We start from the raw sequence: 23,241 nt of genomic DNA on the forward strand, positions 1-23,241 counted from the left end.
CCGTTGTCCTCACTATAATATGGGCGAACCTTATCTAAAATGGTTGAAAAATCTATGTACTGATCTATTTTTCGCAGAAGGTGGTCCGAAGGAACAAGTTCATCAATAGACACAAATTCAATTTCATTTTGCGAAGATTCTTTGGGTTTAAACATGTAAATTCACCACAATCTATAGGATTTAATGGGTTAATTATAACATATTAACGCGGTGAATAATTAAAGTTAACTATTAAAATAAAGGCTGTCGATAGTTTCTCGACAGCCTGTGAGCTGGCCAGTATATGGCCAGCTTTTTTTATAAATGACTGTACTTCTTCTATCCTTTAGCAGTCAAACCCTCCAATAGCTGATTCATGCTCCCGCTCTTATATCCCGTCAGGTCCATTGCAACATACTTAAATCCAATAAGCTTCAATTGTTCTGAAACCTGATCGCGGTATTTCAGGAGAGTAATCATCTCGGCCGGCTCTACTTCTATTCTGGCCATTTCATTATGGACTCTGACACGAACCTGCTTTATTCCATACCCCTTAATAAATTGCTCAGCTTCATCAACTTTCCTTAACTTTTCAATTGTAATTTTTTCTCCATATGCAATTCTGGAGGACAAACATGCGAGTGAAGGCTTATCCCATGTATCAAGTCCGAGCTCCTTTGACCGGATTCTGATATCTTCTTTGGTAATATCAGCCTCTGCCAGCGGACCTCTTACATTTTTTTCGATCGCAGCCTTTACTCCAGGACGGTGATCACCTAAATCATCTTTTATAAGCCCGAATGTCAAATTATGGTATCCTTTTTCAATCATGATTGGATATAGATTTTCAAATAGTCCTTTTTTGCAATAATAGCACCTGTTTGAATCGTTTTCGGAGTATCCCGGAATGGAGAGTTCTGACATCGTAATAATTTGATGTGGCGCATTTAAAGCTTTAGCGATTCGAATGGTTTCCTCAAGCTCGGAGGCAGGAAAAGATTCAGAATCCGCTGTAATAGCCAGGACATTTTCTTGTCCTAAGGTATCCAAAGCCACCTTCAATAAATAGGTGCTGTCTACTCCCCCTGAAAAAGCAATAATAATTCGTTCCATCTCGGAGAGTATACCCTTAAGCTTTTGTTCTTTCAGCAGACTGTTATGTACATCCATTTTAATGCCCTCCTCCTTTTATTGTTCACCCATAACAAACCGAACAACATTTGGGTGAGTCACAAAATCTTTGGTTCCTGCACCATATCCAATTTTCTGCACCTTCATAGACGGCATATTTCCAAATTCATTGGCGAGAGTACGAACAATCGCTGCCCCTGTGGGTGTTGTTAGTTCACTCTGAACACTGGTTTCCCGCAGCGGGATATTTTTAAGAATTTCCAATGTGGCTGGTGCTGGTACAGGATAGAGGCCATGAGCAATTTTTATATATCCATTGCCTGCTGCAACTGGAGAACAGACAACTTTTTCAATATTGAGCGAGTGAAAAGCGATTGCGGTCCCTATAATATCAATCATGGAGTCCACACCGCCAACTTCATGGAAATGCACCTTTTCCAGGGTGCTATTATGAATTTGGGATTCGGCCAGCCCTATGGCTTCAAACATTTTTAAGGCAGTTTCTTTTTCGGCCTCATCCAGCTCTGATTCTTCTATGGCTTTTTTTATGTGTGTGTAATGGCGATGTGAATGCTTTTCCTCTTCTGTATTAATGACCAGCTCTGTACTGGCAATGCCTTTCTTAACAACTTTTTTAGCTGAAAGAGAGAAATCCTCCTGAATAACCGTTTTAAGCTTCTTTTCAACAATGGATAAATCAGCGCCCAACTCTGTAAAAGCAGCCAGCGACATATCTCCCGCAATACCTGATATTCCGCAATCTATAAATAATATATTCACTTTACATACCTGCCTTTTTTCTATATTTATACTCTAAGCATCAAGGAGGCTGAATAGCCTGCGCCAAAGCCATTATCAATATTGACAACTGTTACACCGGAAGCACAAGTGTTCAGCATGCTTAACAATGAGGTGATTCCGTTTAAATGGGCACCATACCCAATGCTGGTTGGCACAGCAATAACAGGCATGGATACCAATCCGCCCACAACACTTGGCAGTGCCCCCTCCATTCCAGCAACAACAATTAGCACATCGCATTTTTTGATTTCTTCCAGCTGCGCAAACAGCCTGTGAATCCCTGCTACACCTATATCATAAAAACTTGAATATTGATGCCCCATCGCTTCGATTGTCACTTCAGCCTCCCTCGCCACCGGAATATCTGAAGTTCCTGCACAGATGACACCAATCTTCTTTTCCGTCTTCATCTCATACCCCTCGGGCTTGTAAAGAAGGGTACTTCCAGCTGAATCGTAAACAGCCTCCTCTACATGCCTGCACACTTCTTCAGCAGCTTTCACATCCACCCTTGTGGCTAAAACGGTTTTTTCCTTTTTAACCAAATGCATGAAGATCTGTAAAATCTGCTCTGTTGTTTTTCCAGCCCCAAAGATGACTTCAGGAAACCCTTGCCTGAATTCACGCTCATCATCCACTTTTGCAAATCCATAGTCTGTAAATCCCTTAAGCTGTTCTTCAGCTTCTTCTATGGAGAGAAGGCCGCTTTTTAATTGTGTTAAAATATGTGTAGTATATGATTGCATGAGTTTCGTCCTTTCTTTTATCTCTTAATCTCGTAAAAAACCAGGAGGCTTATAAAAGATGCAGCATAATCAAGAGCATACCGATCATGAAATGATCAAGATAGAAGTGAACCTGGATGACATACCAGGTGAGTGGCTGGGACATGTTATGGATTTATTATTGGATGCAGGAGCAAATGATGTCTTCTATATACCGATATATATGAAAAAAAACAGGCCAGGCACAATGCTTCAGGTTCTATGCCAAAATAAGCAAAAATCTGAGATGATGGATATCATTTTTAAAGAAACCACTACTTTGGGCGTACGGTATTACCCAATTTCCGTGAAACGGCTTGGCCGGCAATTTAGAAAGGTCGAGACACCTTGGGGAACCGTCTCAGTTAAAGAGGGGCTAATGCAAGGCAAAGTTGTACAGCAAGCCCCTGAATATAGTGATTGCAAAGCAATATCTGATAAAAAAGGCATTCCATTAAAGCTGGTTTTTCAAGAAGTTTGGAAGCAGCTAAAATAAATAGCAGAAATACCCATTCCGGCTTTTCTTTGCAAAGAATGCCTACAAGCTTCTGCGCCAGTTCCTTTTTCGGCTTTTAAATCTTCTAAATTAGAAGGAAAGGCAATTAGTTGAACATTCAGAAATCTGCTTCGCCTTTTCAGTCAGGGTTAAATAATCCTCATCTGAATTTAGATTCTTCGCATTAACCAATGAGCTGCCTACTCCTGCGGCAACAGCACCTGCTTTCAAATAGTCCTGTATATTTCCAGCTCCTATGCCTCCTGTAGGCATTAACGGGATATGGGGAAGCGGCCCCTGCAGGCTTTTAAAATAAGAGACACCCATGACATCGGCAGGAAACACTTTGATAATATCTCCTCCCTGTTCATAAGCTGTCAGGATCTCTGTTGGCGTGAGGGCGCCGGGTATACTGAGGACACCGTAGCGTTTTGCCATTTTAATGGTTTCGGCATTGACGGTTGGCGAGAAAATGAATTCAGCCCCGGACATAATTACTGCACATGCTGTTTCTGGGTCCAGCACCGTCCCTGCCCCGACGATTACCTCATTTCCAAACTCTTCTTTCACTTTTTCAATTAACTTGCATACTTTGGGTGTTTCGACTGTAATTTCAAATGTGCTGATACCGCCGGCCTGCAGCGCACGGGCAATGGGCAAAATCTGCTCAGGGCGTGCACCGCGAATAACTGCAACAATTTTGCGCTTCTTTAATTCTTCTAACTTGTTCATTGATTTTCCTCCTTTTTTACCTTGTTACATCTTCAAGGCCGCCGTTCATAAAGGTTACAAGATCCGTGCGATTTGGCAAACCCTCGGCATCCCCATTTACCATGGCTGCCATCGCTCCCATCGCGTTGCCCCGCAGCACTGCTTCTTCCAGTGTTATTCCGTCCAGCAGCCCTGAAAGCACGCCAGCTGCAAATGCATCGCCTGCGCCAACTGGATCGACTACCCGCTCAACCATAAAGCCTGAAATTCTCGTCATTGGATAAGTTGGAGAGGAAACCAGTGCTCCTTCTTTACCCAGTTTCATAATGACTGTTTCAATGCCAAGGTCATGAAATTTTTCAGCATAATCCTCGGGGGTGCAGGCGCCAAATAAAAATTCGGCTTCGGAAATACCCGGAAGGACTATATCGCTTTCAGAGGCATATTTCTTTAAAAACTGCCGGGCTTCTTCTTCATCACGCCAAATTTTTAAGCGGAGATTCGGATCAAAAACTATTTTCGTTCCATTCCCCTTTGCTATTCCTATTGCTTTTTCAATCATTTCCCTGCATGATTCACTGAGTCCTGGGGTAATGCCTGTAATATGAAGATACTCAGCATCTGAAAGGGAGTTTTCGGGCAGCCATTCAGCACTCATTTTGCTTGCGGCAGAATCTTTTCTATAGTAATACACACGCGTATCGTTCAAGCGCCTGAACTCTTTAAAAAATACGCCGGTCGGTGCACTTTGATCGCGTGTTACATAAGAAACGTCCACTCCTTCACCTCTGATGAATGACAGCATCGCATCACCGAATTCATCCTTTCCAAGGCGGCTGATCCACCTTGAGCGATGCCCGAGACGGCTCAAACCGATAACAACATTCGATTCTGCGCCGCCAAATTTCATTGAAAAAGAATGGGCATGGCGAAGCATGCCCTCTTCATTCGGTGTAAAAAGAGCCATCGTTTCCCCGATTGTTACCACATCCATGTCTATCAGCCCTCTTCCTTCTGTAAATCACCTTTTACGTAATTGGATAGTGTTCCGATGTTTTCAATAGTGATGCTCATTTTGTCACCGTCTTTGAGCCATACCTTTGGATCGCGGCCCATTCCGACTCCTGGAGGGGTGCCAGTTGCAATTAAATCACCCGGCCTAAGCGTCATCGACTGCGACAGGAATGAAATAATCTGCGGTATGGAAAATATCAAGTTGCTTGTATTGGAATCTTGCATGATTTCCCCATTGAGTTCGAGCGAGATGGACAGGTTATGAGGATCACCTGCTTCATCTTTTGTCACGATAACCGGTCCTGTTGGAGCAAAGGTGTCTGCCGTTTTGCCCCTGGACCATTGTCCGTCCTTAAATTGCAAATCACGCGCGCTAATGTCGTTCATGATTGTATAGCCAAAGACGTAATCGCTTGCTTCTTCTTCCTTTACGTACTTTGCTTCTTTGCCAATTACAACGGCCAGCTCTGCTTCAAAATCGACTTCATTTGAATTAATGGGGATCTCAACAGCGTCATTGTGGCCGACAATGGCATTTGCATATTTTGAAAAGATCACCGGCGAGATAGGCGGCTCCATTCCGGTTTCCCTGCAATGGTCAATATAATTCAGGCCGACACAAATGATTTTTTCCGGAAATTGAATCGGCGGAAGAATTTTTATATCGGAAATCTGAAAAACAGCATCCGCATTGATAGGCTGTTCTGTTAACTGTTCAGCAAGAGGCAGCAGCTCTTCGCTTTTTTCGATAAAGGTTCTCAAACATTGCGGAAATCTGCCGTCCAGCGTGTTTAAACTGATGGCTTGCTCTCCTTGAACGAAACCAATATGCTTTTGAGAATGGATGGTAAAAGCAGCTAATTTCATCAGTATCTATCCTTTCTTACGTTAGGGCATAAGGCGTTTTTTCACCTTTTAAAACCTGAACGATATTTTTTGCGGCTTTTTGCCTAAGCTCCACCATTGCTTCCTCTGAATACCAGGCACTGTGCGGAGTAATAATGACATTGTCCATCTGGAGAAGCGGGCTATCGATGCTGATAGGCTCTTCTTCGGTAACATCAAGAGCTGCACCGGCAATAATTCCTTTTTCGAGCGCTTCTATCAGTGCCTTTTCATCTATAATCGGTCCGCGGGCTGTATTAATGATGACGGCATTCTTCTTCATTTGACTAAAGCTTTCGGCATTTAACATATGGAAGGTATCCTTAATAAGCGGTACATGCACGGATAAATAATCTGCTTCCCGGATGATTTCATCCAGCTCCATTTTTTGCACCCCAGCAGCAGCCATATCCTCTGCCGAAACAAACGGGTCATATGCTGCCGCTTTAAAACCAAGAGGCTTCACCTTTTCTATAAACCTCCGTGGAATGCGGCCGAATCCGAGAACCCCTACTGTTTGACTGTTAAATCGATGAATAGGGACACAAGCTTTGAAATCCCAGTTGCCTCTCTTCACTTCATTATTTAATAGAGTCACCTTGCGGGCCCAGGATAAAAGCAAGGCCAATGCATGGTTCGAAACCTCTTCCATCCCATAATCAGGTACGTTTGCAACTGTAATTCCTTTTTCATTGGCGGCATCCAAATCAATCGTGTTGACTCCAACGCCATAGCGGGAAATAACCTTGGCATTATCCAGCGATTCAATGACACGGCGGGATATGGGAGCATATTGATTTAGAATTGCATCAGCCTGTTTGGCCTGCCTGATAACCTGTTCCTCTGTCTTGCACTGCGCTTTGACAAACTCAATATCAAGGCCGCTTTCTGCAAAGACCTCATCTTCATATTTCAGATTTTCAAATTCATAGTCTGTTAAAAGTACTTTAAAAGCCATTCTATTCACCCCTGAAAAAATAGTAAGAAATCCCTGAAACGGATTGGGGCCGCTTCAGGGATAAAAAGTTATTTAGCTAGCGTTTTCCCGGCCTTTGGAACCCCAAGTCCTGCTGCGCCTAACTTTGAGGCGAGGGCTTCCGGATAGTAGCGTTCAATCATTTGAATGCCAATGGAAGCACGGCGGACACGTTCTTTTACCAGCGAGATATTTGTGCTTTCCCATTGCTTTCCGGAAGGATACACATCCGGATGATTGCGAAGGCCAAATTTAATATAAACGGGAGCGAGTACCCGAATGATTTCCGGGATTTCGTAGTAGCGCAGAAATCCGCCGAAATTATCGGGAACCTCTACGTAAAGGTCGATCGGAATATCAATGGCCTGCCGGATCGCTGCAAGCTTTGCGAGCGGCAATGCGGAAGGGACATTATAGGTATTTGCGCCAATATCCTGCATCAGCTTCACAGATACCGGGTTTGCTGAGCCCATTTGAACAGACACCTTTATAACAAAGTCTTCCGGAAGCTGGCCTTTCCTTTTCATTTCCTGTGTTAGCAGAAGCAGTCCTTCATCCGCCACAAGTGCGCCTCTTAAGCCTAGTTCGGCTCCGCGCTTTAAATCCTCCATGGCATAGACAAGCTGGTCGGCTCCTTCGTGGCGAAGCGCCTGTGATTTGCCGCCTGACGTAAACGGAGCTGCACTAATATCCCATGTGCCTCTTGGACCTACGAATAAACTAAGCTCCATTCCGCGTTCTGCAGTGAGTTCACACATTTCTTTGATCTCCTCATCAGTTTGAAGCATAATGCCGCTTCCCTGGGAGACACGGTGAATCGTCAATCCAAGGCGGTCAATCTCTTCAAGCGTGGCTTTTAACGCTTCAGGTCCTTCAACGCTTGGAATTTCAACCCGGTATTGTGCCCCGTCCGGGAATCTTTTGGCGGAAGTCGGCAATTCTTGAAAATCACTGGATGGATAGCCTAATTGTTCAAGCAATTCGCGGGATTCTTTCATAATTGGACGCCTTCTTTCGTTTCGATCGTTTTTAATAGATTTCGAACATTTTCACGTAAATTGGAAGGATATACATCAAACGGAACACGGTGCCCTGCTGCTGTGTCAAACCACCGCATATGAACCGCTTCTTTCATAGTTGTAAAAAACGTCGGGCAATAGCTGTAAACATCCATGAGCTTGGAGATCAGCTGGTGGTTCCTTTGCGCTTCAGCCAAATCGCCTTTTTGATAAGCTTCATATAAATCCACTGATATTTCCGGAGCAAAAACGGCGCTTCCATTAATGCTTCCGGCTGTACCGATCATTTGCGCAGGCAGCATATGCTCATCAAACGCAGAGAAAACAAGGAAATCCGGACGGACTTTCTTCACCTCTGTGATCACCTGGCGAATATGGCCAAAATCACCGACGGTTTCTTTAATGCCGGAAATATTCGAATGTTTTTTGGCCAGATTTACAATTAACTCCACCGGCAAATTTTGGCCGGTTAATTGCGGGATATTATAAATAAACACCTGCAGTTCAGTATGGCTTGCCACAGTTGAATAAAAGCGGTAAAGCTGCTCATCTGTAAGCTTCCAGTAATATGGGCTGACAACAAGCACGCCATCTGCTCCCAGTTCTTCTGCATAAGCAGTCAGTTCAAGGACTTCCTTGAGCGCGGTATGGCCAACGCCAACCATAACTTTTACACGCCCGCGAATATGCTTAATCATTTCCCTTACATAAAGCTTCCGCTCTTCGATGGAAAGAGAAGAAAACTCGCCTGAGCTGCCCATCAGCAAAATACCATGAATATTCTGTGAAATCAGCTTATCAAGATAGCGTCTATTCAGTTCCAAATCCAAATTTCCCGCTTCATCAAACAAGGTGACGACCGGGGGGATGATTCCATGAAAGCTCATTCGTTCTCCTCCTCTGCTACCATTCGGCAATGCTGCCATCTTCATGGCGCCAAATAGGATTTTTCCAATCATGTCCGGACTCCGCTGCCTGTTTGACTTTTTCCTCATTAATATCAATACCCAGGCCAGGCTGATCAGGAATATTCACATAGCCATCTTTATAGGCGAATACTTCAGGATTATGGATATAGTCGAGAATGTCCATTCCCTGGTTATAGTGAATGCCCAGGCTTTGTTCCTGGATGATGAAATTAGGGGTAGAAGCATCCAGGTGAACAGATGAAGCTAGCGTCATTGGCCCAAGCGGGCAATGCGGCGCAACCGACACATCATACGCTTCAGCCATCGCGGCAATTTTCTTCCCTTCCAAAATACCGCCTGTGTGCGAAAGGTCAGGCTGAATAATATCTACATAACCGTCTTGCAGCAGCTGCTTAAACCCCCAGCGCGTATACATTCTTTCCCCAGTGGCAATCGGGCAGGTTGTGTGAAGCACAATCTCACGCAAAGCTTCATTGTTTTCCGGAAGCACCGGCTCTTCGATGAACATTGGGCGAAATGGTTCCAGCTCTTTCACCAGTGTTTTGGCCATGGTTTTATGAACCCTGCCATGAAAATCAACGCCAATGCCAAAGTCCTTGCCGAGTGCCTCGCGAATGGATGCTACACGATCAATGACTGCTTCCACCTTTGAAAAGCTGTCTATGTAGTTCATTTCCTCGGAGGCGTTCATTTTTATCGCTTGAAAGCCCTGCTTCTGCTTTACTTTTGCTGCTGCAGCGACATCAGCCGGACGGTCCCCTCCTATCCAGGAATACACTTTAATTTTCTGGCGTGCTTTGCCGCCAAGCATTTCATAAACTGGTATATTGTAATACTTGCCTTTAATATCCCAGAGGGCCTGCTCAATACCGGATATCGCACTCATCAGAATCGGGCCGCCCCTGTAAAAACCGCCCCGGTATAGTGTTTGCCATATATCTTCGATGTCATTGGGATTGCGGCCAATGAGATAGTCTGATAGCTCATTGACTGCCGCCTTCACGGTTTCAGCGCGCCCTTCAACAACCGGCTCTCCCCAGCCGGAAATGCCTTCATCTGTCTCAATCTTTAAAAACAGCCAGCGCGGCGGAACTTTATATAATGAAAGTTTCGTAATTTTCATATGGGCACCTCGCAACATTTTTATAAAAGGAGATTTCTATTCTGGAAATCTCCTTTTTAGGGTTTAGTGGTTCTCTATGCTTAATTGTTTTAAGAACCTTTAATGAAAACTGTTTTAATGGCAGTATAGAATTCTTTCGCTGCTTCACCCTGTTCACGCGAACCTGTGCTCGAGGCTTTCATGCCGCCGAATGGCGCCTGAAGCTCTACACCAGCGCTTTCTGCATTAATACGGACAAGTCCTGCTTCAATTTCATCAATGAACTCCAGAATGGAGCTGATGTCTGAAGTAAAGATGGATGCGCTCAACCCGTATTTCGTATTGTTTGCCAAGTCAATGGCTTCCTCCAGGTCAACCGCTCTAATTAGGGCAATGACTGGCCCGAAGATCTCTTCCTGGGCAATTGTCATATCAGGTGTCACTTCTTCAAAAATGGCCGGTTTAACGAAGAAGCCTTTATCATATTCTCCGCCTGTCAGCACTTCGCCGCCATGGACCAGTCTTGCTCCTTCGTTTTTACCGATTTCAATGTACTTTTTGAACGTGTTGAATTGGCTTTCGCTTGCACAAGGCCCCATCCAGATGCCCTCTTCCAGGCCATTGCCGACTGTAATTTTTTCAGATGCTTCGATTAGCTTTTGCTTAAATTCGCTATAAACTTCGGATTCCACGATTACGCGGCTAGAAGCCGTACATTTTTGTCCGGAAGATCGAAACCCGCCGCTGATGACTGCTTCAACCGCCTGTTCAAGATTGGCATTTTTCGTAACAATGACAGGGTTCTTTCCTCCCATTTCAAGCTGGAACTTGATGCCGCGTGCCGCAGCCGCTTTTGCTACACTCTGCCCGACACTTTCTGAACCTGTAAACGTAATGGCGTTTAACTTAGGGTGTTCGATCAATCCCTGGCCGATAACAGAGCCCGAGCCAGTTACGAAATTTAATACACCTTCAGGGAAACCGGCTTCTGCAAAGCATTCAACCACCTTTGCAGCTGTGACAGCCGCTTCGCTGGCAGGCTTGAATACAACTGTGTTTCCGTACACAAGTGCAGGCGCGATTTTCCAAATTGGAATGGCAACCGGGAAATTCCAGGGAGTAATGACACCTACCACACCAAGCGGGGCACGCTTGGTGAACATAAGGGCATCTTTATCTGTTGAAGGAATCACATCCCCGTCTTTGCGCATCCCTTCTCCAGCATAGTAACGGAGGATGGTAATTCCTCGCGCTGTTTCCCCTTTGGCTTCAGGAAGGGTTTTTCCCATTTCCCTCGTCATCGATTCAGCAATTTCATCAAGCCTAGACTCCAGGATGTTTGCTGTTTGGAACAGCAGCTGGCCTCTTGCTGCCTGGCCAAGCTTGCGCCATGCTTTCTTCGCATGGAATGCAGCCTCTACTGCCTGGTTCAGCTCTTCTTCAGTGGACCTTTGCACGTAGCCGACTGTTTCCTTCGTAGCCGGGCTGATGCTTTCAATGACTTTTCCGGATGCTGATTCTTTCCATTCATTATTAATAAAGTTGCTGTACGTTTTTGTTTCAATGGTTGTTTTCATGTTTTTAACCTCTCCTTTTTATTAGTCTTTGTTAACTCTGTGTTGATTTCCACTCCAGGGGCTCAGTGAACCGCGGGCAGTCCCACGCTTCTCGGCGCGGATGTTGATTAATCCTCGAGTAAACACTGCAAAACAAGCATTTGGCCGATAAATCTAGCTGTTTGGCCGTTAAACCTTTAGATTTGGCCGATTACTGGCCGGTTTTGGCCGATAAATTCATGAATTTGGCCGTTAGACTAAATTTAAGTTATTGAAAAATACCGGTTGGCCGGTAAATTCGGTAGATTGGCCGGTATTTTCTAATTACGTTTCGGCCGATAAATGCTCTTTTTTGGCCGGTATATAGCAAAAAGGAAATGCCGGATGCATTTTCGAGGGCTCCTTCCTTACCCTCCAATAACTCAACAATGGGCTTAACAGAGCCGTCTATTAAAATGTTGGACCAATACGCCAAATTCCGAAGTCGTGCTGCTTCAATATTTCTGCTTTTGTCAATTTGCCATTTGCTACAGCTTGGATTTCCTTCATGATGCGGCCGCCGACTTCTGGTACTGTTTCTTTGCCGTCCACGATGGTTCCAGCATCAAGATCCATGTTTTCGTTCATGCGTTCGAACATTGGTGTATTTGTTGAGATTTTAATAACTGGAGCAATCGGCGAGCCGGTTGGTGTTCCGCGCCCGCTTGTGAAAAGGACGACTTGTGCTCCGCCTGCTACCATACCGGTAAGCTGCTCTATGTCGTGTCCCGGCGTATCCATCCATACAAGCCCTTTTTTGGACGGTCGCTGCGCATAGTCAATCACTTCTTCCAGACGTGAGGTCCCAGACTTTGTTGCAGCCCCAAGCGATTTTTCTTCGAGAGAGCTTAGGCCGCCTTTCATGTTGCCAGGGCTTGGATTGCCGGTACGGATATCAACACCCATTTGGATTGAGCGGTTTTCCATCATTTTAATGACTGCATACGCTTTTTTGGCGACTGAGTCATTGGCTGCCCGGTTGGCAAGCAAATGCTCTGCACCGATTAATTCGGTCGTTTCGGCTAAGATGGCTGTACCGCCCTGTTCAACAATCATATCGCTTGTGCGCCCAACGGCTGGATTTGCCGAAAGGCCGGAGCATGCATCTGATCCTCCGCACTCCGTTCCGACGATCAATTCGCTGAAGTCGCATAGCTCCCGCTGTACCATGGAAGCATCCTGAACCATTTTTACAGCTATTTTGGCCACCTCTGCAATCGTTTGAAGTGTTCCGCCATGTTCCTGGATCGATACGGTTTGCACCGGCTTGCCGCATTTGGCAATTTCATCGCCAATACGGTGAGCCTGGTGAGTTTCACAGCCAAGGCCAAGGACGATAACACCATACACATTTGGGTTCATCCCTAACCCGGCATATGTTCTTGCCGTCTGGTCATAATCTGTTCCAACCTGTGCACACCCATGCTGATGGATGAATGTAACGGTTCCGCTGACAAGCTCTGTCACCCGCTGAGCCGTTTGTGTTGCACAGGTAATCGTCGGCAGGATCAGCACATGATTTCTTACCCCAACGCGGCCATCAGGACGCCGGTAACCCCAAAACTGAAGTTTATCGTTAAACAACCTTGTCACCTCTTCCTCTTTTGCCTTCCAGATTGTGAACATGTACATGTTCCCCGGCATCTATCGGGACAACTGCTGCCCCGATCACCTCACCATATTTAATAATGTCATCCCCCTGCGGAATGGCTCTGACTGCAAATTTATGGCCAAAGCGGATTGGTTCAAGAATCTTAACACGAAATTCGTTGTCCTCAAGCCTAACTATCACTTCCGCTTCAGCAGGAATATCTGACAGTGCGACAGCTACACTATCCTTTTCGTTCAAATAAAGCGTCTTGTATTCACTCATTTCCTCACCCCTTAGCGGCTTGCCTCGCTTTTTCGCTTTGGACAACCGGGTTATTCAGGATGCCAATGCCCGGAATTTCAATTTCAATCCGGTCATTTCCGGCCAATGTAAAATCGTTGGGCGGTACTACGCACGTTCCTGTAAGAAGTACTGTTCCGTCAAAAATTTTGTTATCAAGCACCAGATAATGAACAAGCTCATCCAGTGTACGTTTAAGCTGGCTGACTTGCGCATCCCCGTAAAATACAAGCTCTTCATCGCGGTATATCCGGCAAATAATCTGCAATTCATAAGGGTCTGCCACAGTCTCTGCCAATACGATGGCCGGCCCGATGGAGCAGGAGTTTTTCCAAACCTTTGCCTGCGGCAGGTAAAGCGGATTTTCCCCTTCAATATCCCGGCAGCTCATGTCGTTTCCAGCCGTATAGCCAAGCACATTACCGTCTTTATCAATGACCAGCCCCAGCTCCGGCTCCGGAATTTGCCAGTTGGAATCTGAACGGAGAAAAACAGGATCATTCGGCCCTACTGTTCTTGCAGCTGTTGATTTAAAGAAAATTTCCGGACGCACTGCATCATAGACTTTGTCATAAAACGTTTCACGATCAAGCTTTCCTTGTGTTGCTTCATAGTTTCGCGCTTCCCTGCTTTTTTTATATGTCACTCCTGATGCCCACACTTCTGGAGCATCGATCGGAGTGGTTAACTGAAGACCTTCCAATGGCTGCTTTTCTGCTTTATCCGCAATTTGTTTTACAATATAAAACGCTGTTTTGTTATCTTCGCGTGCCTTAGCAATCAACGACATAAAATCGCTGAATGGAAGGTCTGCTGCTTCATTCTCACTTGTTACAGCTGCGAGTTGTTTTTCATTTTCCTTTAGGTAGCGAATAATTCTCATCTTTATTCCTCCTGCATGACCGAATGTCGTTTTTTTGTTGTTGATTTATAGTACCCTGTTGATTGGAGCGGAAGGTGCTAATCCCGCGAAAATGCATTTGCATTTCCTTACGGCGAGGTGTTAATTCAATGATGCTCATTCAAAGTCCTGCGGGAGTGCGGATCAAAGGGAGACCCCGCAGGCGCACAGCTCTGAGGAGCTTCGGACCGCCCGCTGACAGCTTGAACTCCTCTCGCTGCAATCAACAGGCAAAGTTAACAGAGCCTAAATTTTTTGATATTCATAGCCGAGATCCTGTGAAATGATGGTGCTGCACTCTTTTAAAAGTCCAACGTAATGTTCGCGGATTTCATCTGTTGCTTTCGCAGCCGGCATGGACATGCTAATCCCTGCTATAACCTTTCCGGAATAATCTTTAATCGGCACTGCAAAGCAGACAATACCTGGTTCATTTTCTTCGTTATCCACGGAATACCCAGCCATCCGGACATGATTAATTTCCGCCAGCAATTCCTCTTTTGAGGATATTGATTTTGGTGTTTGCTTTGTGTACTGATAGTTTTCAAGAAACTGGTCCAGTTCCGTATCTGTTTTCGTTGAAATAAGCGATTTGCCTACAGCGCTTGTATGAACCGGAACACGCCGGCCAATCCGGGAATATAGAACGGTAACTCCGCTTCCTTCAACCTTATCGATGTAAACGCCTTCCTGTCCGTCCAAAATAACCAGATGGACTGTCAAATTCGTCATCGCCGATAGCCTTTCAAGATGTTTTCTGGCAACTTTTCGCAAATCGAGATTGCTAAGAACCATATTGCCCCGTTCAAAAAGCTTCAGGCCAAGCCGATATTTCCCATTCTCCTCATTTTGTGAGATATACCGTTGTTCCTGTAAGGTTTTTAGCAGTGAATGAACCGTGCTTTTATGCAGATTCATCCTTTTGCTGATTTCTGTAATGGATAATTCTCTTTCCCGCTCGTCAAATAAATCCATTATTTTTAATGCGCGTTCCACTGATTGGATAATAGGCAATTTTGCTCACTCTCCTAGTTCGATTTAGCCTAATTTTACAGGATATTTGACGAGCTTGCCTCTTATTTTGCAGCTGCGCTTGTTTCATGAAGCAAAACATCTTTTTCATAATCCAGCACTGCATCCTCTGCAACAGCCAGCGGTACAACACCATTGGCAGCATCTGTATGGCCGTACATGCGATTGCTTGCTGCAACCAGCTTCTGGCGTGCTTTCATTCGCTGTTTTCTCTCTTCCGCAAGTGTTTGCCGATCTTCTTTTAATCTGTCTGAAAATGCATGGACAACCTTGCCTGCGAATAGCTGGGCTCTGTCTACAAAATCAATGCGCCGTCCTCGAAGCTGAAGGTGCACAACATCGCCTGTCTGAAGCAAGCCAATGCCGCCGCCTTCATACGCTTCAGGTGTCATATGCCCAATCGCTGCACCATAGGTAACGCCGGAATAGCGTCCATCACTGATGATGGTTGCCAGTTTTTTCATCACACGGTTGGCATTAATATGCTGCATTGGCGTAAACATCTCCGGCATTCCAAAAGCTACCGGACCCTGCCCTGCAATAACAACTGAAATTTTCAGGATGCCTTTTTCAGCCATTTCGTCAAATAATCTTTCGTATGTTTCTTCTTTAAGCAGTTCCCATTCCTTTTTATTATTGTATTTAAGTGTTTCAAGCAGCAGGTTATGGTCAAATAATTTATCATTTTTGATCTTGTTAAGCAGGTTTGAGTCCAAAAGACTTCTGTTTGCATCATCTTCATTCTCAAAATAAAGAACAAATGCAAGCTTATCATCGAACTGATCAAGCTGAGGCGTCGGCATGCCGCTGATTTTAACAACAGCGCTCTCAAAGAAGTTGCCCTGCAATACATCTACTCCGCTGAACGCCCTGCGCGGTGTTGACAAGATGACCGGATTTTCTTTTACATTTACCGCCTGCAGGCTTCGTGTAATGGCCAAACGCTCTCTCCACGTTCTGGCTGCCACAGTCGGTGCATCCTGATCCATTGGGACGCCATTTTCCAGCAGTTCATAAAAAAGTGTTTCCATTCCCCTGCTCGTGCCGCTGCAGCACTGCATGGCGAGCGAGTAAATGTCGCGTCCTTCTGTGAGGCTGTAGTCAAATAAATCCGGTATCGGATGCTCATGATGGATGCGGTCCAAATCCCATAAGCTGAATTCGTATCCTGCATATAGCATACCTGCCACAATATGCATCATCAGGTTTGTTGAGCCGCCAGAGGCACTGTGAATACGAATGGCATTTTTGATATTTGCAGCCACAATATTGGAAACACCAAATTTTTCTTCATTAATCATGGTGCCAAAGCTGTCAAGAACGGCATTGATCTGCCTTTGTGTCGGCGGGTCTGTCAGCAGCTCTACCGCTGGATGGACAAGTCCCAATCCGGCTACCAAGTGCCTGGAACTGTTGCCCGTTCCATTAAAGGCACATACACCGCCCTGTCCGTCACATGTTGCAACAGCCAGCCTCATTTCAAAATATTTATGCTGCTCTTTTGTTAAAATGCCCCGCTCACAGGCACGCTCGAAAACTCCCTGGAAGGCAGTATTGGATGAGCACTGCAATATGTAAGCCATAGTGTCGCGCAAATCAACCGCCACATCCGCAGCTCCCTCTGCCTCTGCTTTTTTCGCCAATTCTTCAAGCTCTGCAATGACATCATCAGGGATTGAGCCGCCTTCAAGAACATGAGCAGGTGCAAATGTTGCAAAAAATGGAGCCTCGCCGCGGCTGCGCCTTACCCGGTCGACATGTGCCAATGCACTTACAACACCCAGGGGCTGTTTATCGCACCCTTGAATGACGAATGCACCATGATAACTATGTGCCTCAAGCTGATTGACCACCATTTGGGCAACAGCGTTCCGGCTTTGAAGTGAATAGCTCATTCCCTGATTGCTTTGGGCAGTGCCGTCACACATAACCGGTGTGGAAAAGTAAAAGGGAACCCCTCCGTTTTGCCAGATGCGGATGGCTGCGCGTGCGGAAGTTTGATAGTCCATAATGTGAGCCGGATGGTCAGATGAACCGCCGATAATGGCTATGCGCGGGGCATTCATTTCAAGGCGGCTATAGATTTCCTCAAGCGTCCAATCCGGCTTTCCGCCTTCGTAGGAGGAACCGAGTGTCTGTTTTGCGCGGTCCAATAGCCCAGCAACCGTAATCGGTTCATTCGCTTTCCCCTGTACATTGTCACGGTATGGATTTACAGGATTATCTATGAGCGGATATAAATGTGTCATGTTAACACTCCTATCTATTAATCTGCAAGAATCGTTTTTGCAGCTTTCATTCATATTAATCAAGCACCAGTTCTTCAAGCTCTGAAATAATTTCAAGATTGCTATTTTGTTTTGCTTCTTCAATCATGCTCTCTGAGATCCAAATCTCTCCGATGTCTAATGTATTCTTGATCCGAACGGCTTTCACCTTGTTTAGATTAAAGGCGTTGCAAGTTTTAATGGCAGCCTTGACCGCCAGCTCTTTTGTTTCGAGCACCATTGGAAGCTTAACCACTTCGATGACGGTGCTGGTCAATGCATTTGCATAGCCTTTTTCCCATATAATTTCATCCACTGCCGCTTTGGTTGTCATGTCTGCCATGCCAATGCCATTCGCATTTCCATGCGTTTTTTCGGTCAGGCCCAGCACCACGGTTCTTTTTATATCCGGGCCGCCAGCGGCATATGGTGTGGCGAAATTCCCTGTAATATTGGGATCCATCCCATCGCCTGAAATATCTTTCCCAAGCTCGTCGACAATCAGGACATCAAACTCATCAAAATGAATTTTTGGCATTAGGGATTTTGCTTCTTTCAATAGTTCCGGCTCGGCTGTTTCCAACTCCTCTGCCGGAACGGCAATAACCTTTGCAACCTTGTCATAAGCATTTTCAAGAGAAGCAAGGCCGAAAATGATCGGAGCTTTTGATAATGAAATTTTGGCCATTTCCGGCACATGCTCTGCCATATATTTAAAGCTGTAGGCATGGGCAGCTTCCGCCCCTTTCTGCTTCCCAAGCCCGATTGTAATCATTTTCATGAGCCCGCTTTCAACCGGTCCGCGGAACGCTGTATGGGGCTTAACCCGGTTAATGACGGCAATTTTGTCAGCTTCATAGGCGTTTCGGTCAATATAGACCGGGAGCCCATTTGGGAGTTCGCCAATCTTGACAACTTCCATGGACGATTTAATCGGTGCCTCCACAGCTTCTTCCGTCACGCCTAATTGCTGAAGGACATCTAACTGGCCTTCGGCTGTTGCCCCGCCATGGCTTCCCATTGCTGGAACGATAAAAGGCTGCCCGCCAACCCGTTTAATTTCCCTTACGGTTTCGCGCACTAGAACAGGCAAATCCGCCAGCCCTCTGCTTCCAACTGCAATTGCTACGGAATCGCCTTCATTGATTTTAGTTAGAACCTTCGTTTCATTCAGTGTTTTCCGCACCGCTGCTCCCACATCTTCAAGCTGGGGTGCGTGAAACTTCTGCTTTACTTTAACCATTTTGGGTATGGGGATATCTTTTAAAATTTCTTTAATGATGTCCATATATCCTTATCTCCTTCATCATTCTCACTCTAGAGATTACAGGTCAATTGAGCCATTCAAGCGGCACCGTTATGATTTCCGGGAATAGGATCAGGAGCGCCAGCACTATCGCGTGAACAAGCAGGAATGGCCAGATGCCTTTCGTCAAGTCCGCCAGGCTGATTTTGCTGATTCCGCAGCCAACATATAAAACAGTGCCAACCGGAGGCGTAATCAATCCGATACATAGATTGATCACCATTACAATTCCAAAGTAGACTGGATCAATTCCGGCCATTTTAACAAGCGGCAGCAATACCGGTGTAAATATCAGGATAGCCGGTGTCAGGTCCATCACCAGGCCAATCAATAATAGAAAAATCATAATCACGAACATTAACAGCAGCGGACTGCTGACAAGCGAACCCATATAGCCTGCAATTTCTGCCGGAACATTTGCAACGGTTATGAGCCAGGCTGATACCATTGCTGCAGCAGCCACAAACATGACCACACTGGTTGTTTTTGCCGAAGAAATCAGTACCTGATACAGATCATCCAGCTTCAATTCCCGGTAAATAAATAAACCCACAAACAGTGCATAAAATGCTGCCACTACAGCAGCCTCGGTTGGTGTAAAAACACCGCCGCGAAGACCGCCAATAATGATGACCGGAAGCATTAAGGCAAAGCTGGCCTGCTGAATCGCCTTCCAGATTTCTTTGGCGGATTTTCGGGGAGGAAGTTCACTTGTATCCTTCCGGGACATAAAGAACCAGCCAATCATGAGCCCCAATCCCATCATAATGCCGGGAATAATACCGCCCATGAATAAATCTGTAATGGATACACCCGCGGTTACCCCGAATAAAATCATGGGAATGCTGGGAGGAATAACCGGAGCAATAATACCGGATGCACAGATAATGCCTGTAGAGGTGTTGACCTTATATCCCTTGGCAATCATCATGGGAATTAAAATTGCTCCCAGTGCCGCTGTATCCGCAACAGCAGATCCCGATAATCCCGCAAATAAAATACTGGCTATAATCGCTACAAATCCAAGTCCTCCCCGAATGTGCCCTACAAGTGCCATGGAAAAATCAACGATACGTTTGGAAATTCCGCCTGCATTCATCAATTCGCCTGCTAAAACAAAGAACGGGATGGCCATAAGTGAAAAGTTATTGGCCCCATTAATCAAGTTCTGGGCAACAATTTGGCTATCGAATGTACCCATGGCAAACATCAGCATAACCCCGCTGGCAAGCAGGGCGAATGCAATCGGCACCCCTAATGCCAGCGATCCAAATAGCGATCCTAAGAATACTCCTATCATGTCGGGTATTGCCCTCCTTTCCTGCCGTCTTTATTTTGCGATTATCTTATCATCCTGATCAGGGTTAACTTCCGATAAAACGTCGTCTGAGGATTGTATGATCGTTAAGGTTTCAGACTTTCCTCTGATGGCTTTAAAAAGGCTGGAAATGATAAGGATCATCATCCAAATGCTTGATACAATCCCTATTCCATACAAATAGGAAAGCGGCATTCCTGTTGCCGGACCTGTGCTGTTCATATTAAGAATGGTCATTTTCCAGCTTCCTTGCAAAACAAGCCATAGCAGGTAAAGGACCACTGCATTGCTGATCAGGAATGCAGCCTTTTGAAGCCCCTTTGGCAGGGCATTGACGACAATGTCTACGCCAAGATGCATTTTATCCTTTAACGCAGCAATGGCCCCCAGAAAGACCATCCAAACGAAAAAGTAGCGGGACATTTCTTCAGACCAGGTAAGGCCGGAATTGAATACATATCTCAGTACGACATTTCCAAAGACGGAGAGGGACATGGCTGCCAGTGAAAAGGCAATCGCAATGTTTAATAATTTGGTAGAAAAAGAACTGATTTTGCTAAACACGGCTTTTCTCCTCCCTGCAATGAAAGCCTGGAGAAATAAATGGAATTATATTATCCCTCCAAGCCTTTGCTGCTGATATTACTCTGCTTCTGCCCGGATGCGCTCAGCCAAATCCTTTGCCCAATCAAATTCACTGTAAATCTTTTCATATAGAGGCTGCGCTGCTTCTTCCATGGCAGCTGAAAAATCGTCAGATGGTGTCGTGAATTTAAGGCCATTGTCCTCCAGGAACTTCTTGTCTTCTTCATAGCTCTTTTCAAGAAGTTCGAATTCATAGTCTGCGGCTTCCTTTGAAGCCTTTTCAATAATCTTCTGCTGCTCTTCGGTTAAACCATTCCAAAAATTACTGTTGATGATATACAAGTTCGGGCTAAACATATGCTTCGATTCCAAAATATCGCTTTGAACCTCATACCAGCCTGACGCACGAACTGTAGCAATCGGGTTATCCTGGCCATCCACCACCTTTTGCTCCATCGCTGTGAAAACCTCAGAGATTGGCAGCGGTGTTACATTGGCGCCAAGCAATTTTCCAAGTTCGATATAGTTCGGTATATTCGGCATTCTCAAGCGAAGTCCGTTAAAATCTTCTAAGCTATTAATCGTTTGATTGGATGAGAACATCCGGAATCCATTCGCACTCCAGGCAAGCGGCTTTACCCCATGCTCCGATTCAAGGTCTTCAGTCAGTTCTTCGCCAATCGGCCCATTTAATACTTTTTTGGCATGGTCGAAGTCCTTGAATAAGAACGGCCATTCAGGTGCCGCCATTTTCGGAATATCCGCCTGCATGATCAAGCCCGGAATTCCCATCTCAATGGTCCCGTTGCGGACCCCGTCATAGAATTCCTTTTCAGCACCAAGCGTGCTGTTTGGGTATAGTTGAACTTCAAGCTCTCCGTTGCTTTCTTCTTCCACAATCGTTTTAAACTTTTCTTTTAAGGCAACATTCTGGGGATGATCTTCAGCAAAGTAGTGCGCTACTTTGATCACTTTCTTTTTTCCTCCCCCGCCTTCGCCTCCTGCCTCTTCCCCGCCGCATCCGGCAAGGAACAAAAAGCTTGCCATAACAGTGGCGCCCAGGCCAAATAACTTCTTCTTTTTCACCTTCATCTCCCCTTCAGAAAATTTGCTGTTACCTTCTAAAGCTGATTTTGTTCTACATTGTAAAACTAAGTTTTGTATTATGTGCAAAAAGTGAACAGCATTTTTCAAAACAGATAAAATGCTGTTTTAATAGAGATAGATTGATAGCAGTAGAGACGTTTTATAAGAACAGCAGTGAAAGCTGCGGCACGACAATGATAATCAGCAATGTAATCAGCATCGCAAAGAAAAACGGCACAATCGCTTTTGATAACTGCTCAAGTGACAAGCCGGAAATTCCAGCACCCACGAACAGGTTTACACCAAGCGGAGGTGTTATGAATCCAATTGAAAGGTTTACGATCATGATGATCCCGAAGTGAATGGGATCGTAGCCAATTTGAAGGGCAACCGGCAGCAGGATTGGCGTTAAGATAATAATTGCTGCAATCGTGTCCATAAAGCAGCCTACTATTAATAGCAATAACGTAATCAGCAGCATGATGATGAGCGGTTCGCTGGAAATCGACATCATCGCTTGCGCAATCTGATTCGGAATCTGTTCGATTGTTAAAAGACGGCCAAATGCGGTTGCAGCGCCCACAATTACAAGCACGGTAGCTGTTGTTAATGCGGAATCCACAAAAATCTGCGGAAGATCTTTGAATTTCAATTCTTTATACACGAAAACACTGACGATTAAGCCGAATACTACTGCGACAACGGCTGCTTCTGTCGGTGTAAAGACACCTCCATAAATGCCGCCTAAAATAACCACTGGAATGAGAAGCGCCCATTTGGCCTCCCAAAGGGCTGTGAAAATCCCTTTAATAGTTGTTTTATGATTCGTTCCGGTATAGCCCATTTTTTTCGAATGGATATAAGAATAGATCATCAAGCCAATCCCAACGAGAATTCCCGGGATGATCCCTGCAATAAACATATCCCCAATCGATACACTTCCGGATACACCGTAAATAACCATTGGAATACTAGGGGGAATAATGACCCCGATCGAACCTGCTGACGCGACAACCGCAGTCGCAAAGCGTTTATCATATCCTTTTTGAACCATAGCCGGAATCATGATCCCGCCGATCGCTGCCACGGTTGCAGGTCCTGAACCGGATATTGCTGCGAAAAACATACAAGTGATGATGGTTGCCATCGCAATACCGCCTGTTTTATTTCCGACCATTGAATCTGCTACATTAAATAGACGCTTGGAAATTCCGCCCTTCCCCATAATTTCGCCGGCGATAATAAAGTAAGGAACAGCCAATAGCGGAAAAGAGTCAACAGAGTTGGTTAATTCCTTCATCAGGAATTCAACAGGCATTCCGCCGGTATATAAAATAGTGAATAATACCGCTAAACCGATTGCGATTCCTATGGGAACCGTTAAAAATAAGAAAGCTGCAAATGAACCGAATAATACCCCTGCCATTTTAGAACGTACCTCCTTCACAAAAAT

At 45.3% G+C, this 23,241-nt stretch carries 22 protein-coding genes and 1 pseudogene; 1 reads left to right on the forward strand and 22 read right to left on the reverse strand.

Annotation, left to right across the window (positions count from 1 at the left end; translation table 11 throughout):
• From L634_RS33190 to larB, 4 genes and pseudogenes are all read right to left on the reverse strand, one after another.
• A pseudogene (locus L634_RS33190) lies at positions 1-155 on the reverse strand (IS5/IS1182 family transposase); the annotation flags it as partial.
• Positions 156-318: 163 nt separating this feature from the next.
• A complete protein-coding gene (larE, locus tag L634_RS0101685; protein WP_026580948.1) occupies positions 319-1,149 on the reverse strand; it encodes an ATP-dependent sacrificial sulfur transferase LarE in 831 nt (276 codons plus the stop codon).
• Positions 1,150-1,167: 18 nt separating this feature from the next.
• On the reverse strand, positions 1,168-1,890 hold the full coding sequence (locus L634_RS0101690; RefSeq protein ID WP_026580949.1) for a LarC family nickel insertion protein: 723 nt from the start codon (positions 1,888-1,890) through the stop codon (positions 1,168-1,170).
• Between the two features lie 26 nt (positions 1,891-1,916).
• Complete coding sequence (gene larB, locus L634_RS0101695; RefSeq protein ID WP_026580950.1) at positions 1,917-2,657, reverse strand: nickel pincer cofactor biosynthesis protein LarB; 741 nt, start codon at positions 2,655-2,657, stop codon at positions 1,917-1,919.
• 58 nt (positions 2,658-2,715) lie between these two features.
• Here larB and larC point away from each other — a divergent pair, with 58 nt between their 5' ends.
• Positions 2,716-3,171: a nickel insertion protein gene (gene larC / locus L634_RS0101700; protein WP_026580951.1), complete on the forward strand. Its 456-nt coding sequence runs from the start codon at positions 2,716-2,718 to the stop codon at positions 3,169-3,171.
• 90 nt (positions 3,172-3,261) lie between these two features.
• On the opposite strand, the gene L634_RS0101705 is transcribed toward larC, so the two are convergent.
• From L634_RS0101705 to L634_RS0101795, 18 genes are all read right to left on the reverse strand, one after another.
• Positions 3,262-3,903: a bifunctional 4-hydroxy-2-oxoglutarate aldolase/2-dehydro-3-deoxy-phosphogluconate aldolase gene (locus L634_RS0101705; protein WP_026580952.1), complete on the reverse strand. Its 642-nt coding sequence runs from the start codon at positions 3,901-3,903 to the stop codon at positions 3,262-3,264.
• Positions 3,904-3,919: 16 nt separating this feature from the next.
• Positions 3,920-4,876: a sugar kinase gene (locus tag L634_RS0101710; protein WP_026580953.1), complete on the reverse strand. Its 957-nt coding sequence runs from the start codon at positions 4,874-4,876 to the stop codon at positions 3,920-3,922.
• Between the two features lie 5 nt (positions 4,877-4,881).
• Positions 4,882-5,763, reverse strand: a complete 882-nt coding sequence (locus tag L634_RS0101715) for a fumarylacetoacetate hydrolase family protein (RefSeq protein WP_026580954.1) — start codon at positions 5,761-5,763, stop codon at positions 4,882-4,884.
• 16 nt (positions 5,764-5,779) lie between these two features.
• The gene (locus L634_RS0101720; protein WP_034261747.1) at positions 5,780-6,739 is read right to left on the reverse strand and encodes a C-terminal binding protein; all 960 of its coding nucleotides are present in this window, start codon (positions 6,737-6,739) and stop codon (positions 5,780-5,782) included.
• A 68-nt stretch (positions 6,740-6,807) separates the two neighbouring features.
• Entirely contained in the window at positions 6,808-7,755 is a 948-nt protein-coding gene (locus tag L634_RS0101725; protein WP_026580956.1) for a U32 family peptidase, read from the reverse strand.
• Entirely contained in the window at positions 7,752-8,735 is a 984-nt protein-coding gene (locus tag L634_RS0101730) for a dihydrodipicolinate synthase family protein (protein ID WP_232233686.1), read from the reverse strand. Before L634_RS0101730 ends, L634_RS0101725 begins: the two co-directional genes overlap by 4 nt.
• A complete protein-coding gene (dgoD, locus tag L634_RS0101735; protein WP_026580958.1) occupies positions 8,680-9,828 on the reverse strand; it encodes a galactonate dehydratase in 1,149 nt (382 codons plus the stop codon). Before dgoD ends, L634_RS0101730 begins: the two co-directional genes overlap by 56 nt.
• An 89-nt stretch (positions 9,829-9,917) precedes the next feature.
• On the reverse strand, positions 9,918-11,384 hold the full coding sequence (gucD, locus tag L634_RS0101740; RefSeq protein WP_026580959.1) for an alpha-ketoglutaric semialdehyde dehydrogenase GucD: 1,467 nt from the start codon (positions 11,382-11,384) through the stop codon (positions 9,918-9,920).
• A gap of 429 nt (positions 11,385-11,813) precedes the next feature.
• The gene (locus L634_RS0101750; protein ID WP_026580961.1) at positions 11,814-12,986 is read right to left on the reverse strand and encodes a UxaA family hydrolase; all 1,173 of its coding nucleotides are present in this window, start codon (positions 12,984-12,986) and stop codon (positions 11,814-11,816) included.
• Positions 12,979-13,275 (reverse strand): UxaA family hydrolase, encoded by a 297-nt coding sequence (locus L634_RS0101755; protein ID WP_026580962.1) that lies wholly within the window; start codon positions 13,273-13,275, stop codon positions 12,979-12,981. The genes L634_RS0101750 and L634_RS0101755 overlap by 8 nt, the downstream gene beginning before the upstream one ends.
• 4 nt (positions 13,276-13,279) lie before the next feature.
• On the reverse strand, positions 13,280-14,176 hold the full coding sequence (locus tag L634_RS0101760) for a fumarylacetoacetate hydrolase family protein (RefSeq protein WP_026580963.1): 897 nt from the start codon (positions 14,174-14,176) through the stop codon (positions 13,280-13,282).
• Positions 14,177-14,440: 264 nt separating this feature from the next.
• Positions 14,441-15,208, reverse strand: coding sequence for an IclR family transcriptional regulator (locus tag L634_RS0101765; protein WP_026580964.1), 768 nt, complete (start codon positions 15,206-15,208; stop codon positions 14,441-14,443).
• A 62-nt stretch (positions 15,209-15,270) separates the two neighbouring features.
• Complete coding sequence (locus L634_RS0101770; RefSeq protein ID WP_026580965.1) at positions 15,271-17,475, reverse strand: dihydroxy-acid dehydratase domain-containing protein; 2,205 nt, start codon at positions 17,473-17,475, stop codon at positions 15,271-15,273.
• 55 nt (positions 17,476-17,530) lie between these two features.
• Complete coding sequence (locus L634_RS0101775; RefSeq protein ID WP_026580966.1) at positions 17,531-18,781, reverse strand: lactate racemase domain-containing protein; 1,251 nt, start codon at positions 18,779-18,781, stop codon at positions 17,531-17,533.
• Positions 18,782-18,824: 43 nt separating this feature from the next.
• A complete protein-coding gene (locus tag L634_RS0101780; protein WP_026580967.1) occupies positions 18,825-20,099 on the reverse strand; it encodes a TRAP transporter large permease in 1,275 nt (424 codons plus the stop codon).
• 30 nt (positions 20,100-20,129) lie between these two features.
• Positions 20,130-20,681 (reverse strand): TRAP transporter small permease, encoded by a 552-nt coding sequence (locus tag L634_RS0101785; RefSeq protein ID WP_034261750.1) that lies wholly within the window; start codon positions 20,679-20,681, stop codon positions 20,130-20,132.
• Between the two features lie 78 nt (positions 20,682-20,759).
• Positions 20,760-21,788: a TRAP transporter substrate-binding protein gene (locus L634_RS0101790; protein ID WP_157452327.1), complete on the reverse strand. Its 1,029-nt coding sequence runs from the start codon at positions 21,786-21,788 to the stop codon at positions 20,760-20,762.
• 160 nt (positions 21,789-21,948) lie between these two features.
• On the reverse strand, positions 21,949-23,214 hold the full coding sequence (locus tag L634_RS0101795) for a TRAP transporter large permease (RefSeq protein ID WP_026580970.1): 1,266 nt from the start codon (positions 23,212-23,214) through the stop codon (positions 21,949-21,951).
• Positions 23,215-23,241: the final 27 nt, after the last annotated feature.

The organism is Bacillus sp. J33, assembly GCF_000518885.1.
GTDB lineage: Bacteria > Bacillota > Bacilli > Bacillales > Cytobacillaceae > Cytobacillus.